Raw genomic sequence first — 2085 nt, 5'->3', positions numbered from 1 at the left:
CTGATGGTCATATCGCCGCATAGGTGTGCCGAATGATGCTGTGCACTATGCCAGAAAAATCAGGTGGTTGTCGACAGGCTATCCGCAACCACCTGAATAGTTACACGATACCTACATCGAATATCGCGCTTCGCTACAGGACGTACCCCGGCGTATCAAGATCGAAATTGGACAGGCTACGCCCAGAGGTATAGAGGTCTTCGGACTGCCGCAGGGGCTTGTCAGGCTATGAATAAAATAAAAAAAATGCTCAATTTTTTTTCGCCCTGCCGATAACTGGTGTGTAGGGAGCAATCCAAAACCACATTTTTGCATCTGCTCTAAAGGAGAGTTAAGTTATGATTATGAAAAAGGCATATGCTAGTTTATTCGTATTTTTGCTATTGATGCTCACTGTGAGTTCTGCGTCGGCACAATCATGTGGCTCCATGAATGTTAGCAGTAGCGGAGGATACGTAGCGCCACAACAATATGATACAGTTTATACCTTTAATGTAAGATGTGTCGCTACTTACCGTTTTACATTCGAAGACCGCTCCGGAAATAATCCTCGGCATTTCTTAGAACACATAATTGAAAGAAACACAGGTGGTTCTTGGCAGGTTGTTTCTGTCACCACAAGTATGAATGCGAGAAGCGTGACACGTACATTTAGCCCAACGGCTACCGGTGAACATCGCTATAGAATTAGAAATATTGGAGATAATACGGTACGCACCTGGGCCATGACTGGTACTATTCCGACTATCAGTATCTTTCCCTGAGGCAAGGAGCCATTGAGAATGGACTCTCAATGGCGTGCCACTATAGAGAGAAATCTCATGATCTCAAATGACTCTGCCATTGCATCACTGCTCAGCAACTTGAATGCGGGTATCAATCGTGGTCCGTTGCTTGATCCAAAGACTTACGAGGACTTCACCGTTAAGGTTGGTCGGGAGACCGGGCCGCAAGGTGTTCTGGGGGGAGTGCTGAGCCAAGAGGATTACGATACCTTCATGGATATCGTAAAGGATCTCAATGTCAAGGATGCCAGCATTCGTGAAATGTCTACCATGGCTCGCCGGCTCCGTGAGGCAGGCTTGGAAACTCCACTGGGCGTTACCGTCATCAGTGATGGACCGGTTGAATTCAACTCCGCAGGGAAGCAGATCAATCATGATGTAAAATATAATCAGTTGGAATATCAACGGCAGAACTTGCCAAACTACACGGATTCGCCCGCAACCCGACATATGGCGATTGGCGCAATGAAATTGGTCGCTGCTATTGCCAATGCTTCCCCCGTTACTGGTGAAACGGTTTCTTCGCAGGTCTTCGCACAACAGGACCTGGGTCGTGTCGCTGAAAAGGGAGATAACCAGGGCGTTCATCTCGAATTTTCCGAACTGGCCAAGCAACTGTCAGGGCGGGAAGACGAAAAGTTCGAGCTACCGGAGGAGCTGAAGCTGGCGATGCTGCTCCAGGAACTCGAAGATGCCGCCAAGGCCAGGCGACTTGGCGGCGATGGGGATGCGGAGGGCTCATGATGAGGTTGTAGCCAAGCCTGCCGCGGCAACCAGGGCCTGAGTATAGGGATGCTGGGGAGACGCAAGGATGCGTTCGCAATCGCCATGCTCCACCACCTCGCCATCCTTGAGCACCATCACCCGATGCGCCATGGCACGTACCACGGCCAGGTCATGGCTGATGAACAGGTAGCTTGGCCCGCGTCGTGCCTGGACGTGTAAGTATTTGTTTGCATCGGATGTCTCTATCAGACGGTGTCGGGTTGGTCAGATTCTACCCCCTCGGTGGCGATCAGGCAGATGCAGTGGAATTTGTGCAGCTTAGAAGGGTGCACTTCAGCGTTTCCTAAAGTCTTTTCACATTGTGCCGATATCCCTTGGTAGGCAGTGTTCAAAAGCTCGCGCACTGGCTCTCTTCATGTGCTAGCCGATGGAGCACCTCCTTAGAGCGCTGGCCAGCTGGCCGTACTATTCCCTGAATCCGTGAGACCGGCCCCCGGAAGCACTTCTAACCCACTGACCTGCATGGCAATATAGCCATTATCGCCATTCACCCAGACAGTGCCATGCCCAACAT

At 50.6% G+C, this 2085-nt stretch carries 2 protein-coding genes and 1 pseudogene; 2 read left to right on the top strand and 1 reads right to left on the bottom strand.

Going from position 1 to position 2085, the window contains the following annotated elements; all coding sequences use genetic code 11:
• The first annotated feature begins 338 nt into the window (after positions 1–338).
• Both IE091_RS18280 and IE091_RS18275 read left to right on the top strand, forming a co-directional pair.
• Entirely contained in the window at positions 339–764 is a 426-nt protein-coding gene (locus IE091_RS18280) for a hypothetical protein (RefSeq protein WP_189464323.1), read from the top strand.
• A gap of 18 nt (positions 765–782) precedes the next feature.
• Positions 783–1529, top strand: a complete 747-nt coding sequence (locus IE091_RS18275; protein WP_189464322.1) for a hypothetical protein — start codon at positions 783–785, stop codon at positions 1527–1529.
• On the opposite strand, the pseudogene IE091_RS18535 reads toward IE091_RS18275, so the two are convergent.
• Positions 1524–1724: pseudogene (locus IE091_RS18535) on the bottom strand (microcin ABC transporter ATP-binding protein); the annotation flags it as partial. The gene IE091_RS18275 and the pseudogene IE091_RS18535 sit on opposite strands and share 6 nt — an antisense overlap.
• Positions 1725–2085 lie beyond the last annotated feature (361 nt).

It is taken from the genome of Vreelandella hamiltonii, from assembly GCF_014651775.1.
Classification (GTDB): Bacteria; Pseudomonadota; Gammaproteobacteria; order Pseudomonadales; family Halomonadaceae; genus Vreelandella; species Vreelandella hamiltonii.
The sequence above is the reverse complement of the archived record's forward strand: the minus strand, read 5'-3'. Positions and strand labels throughout refer to the sequence as shown.

What these genes read in the sequence shown, in the direction of transcription:
- IE091_RS18280 (WP_189464323.1), top strand. Translation starts at nt 339, where the DNA reads ATGATTATGAAAAAGGCATATGCTAGTTTATTCGTATTTTTGCTATTG.
- IE091_RS18275 (WP_189464322.1), top strand. Translation starts at nt 783, where the DNA reads ATGGACTCTCAATGGCGTGCCACTATAGAGAGAAATCTCATGATCTCA.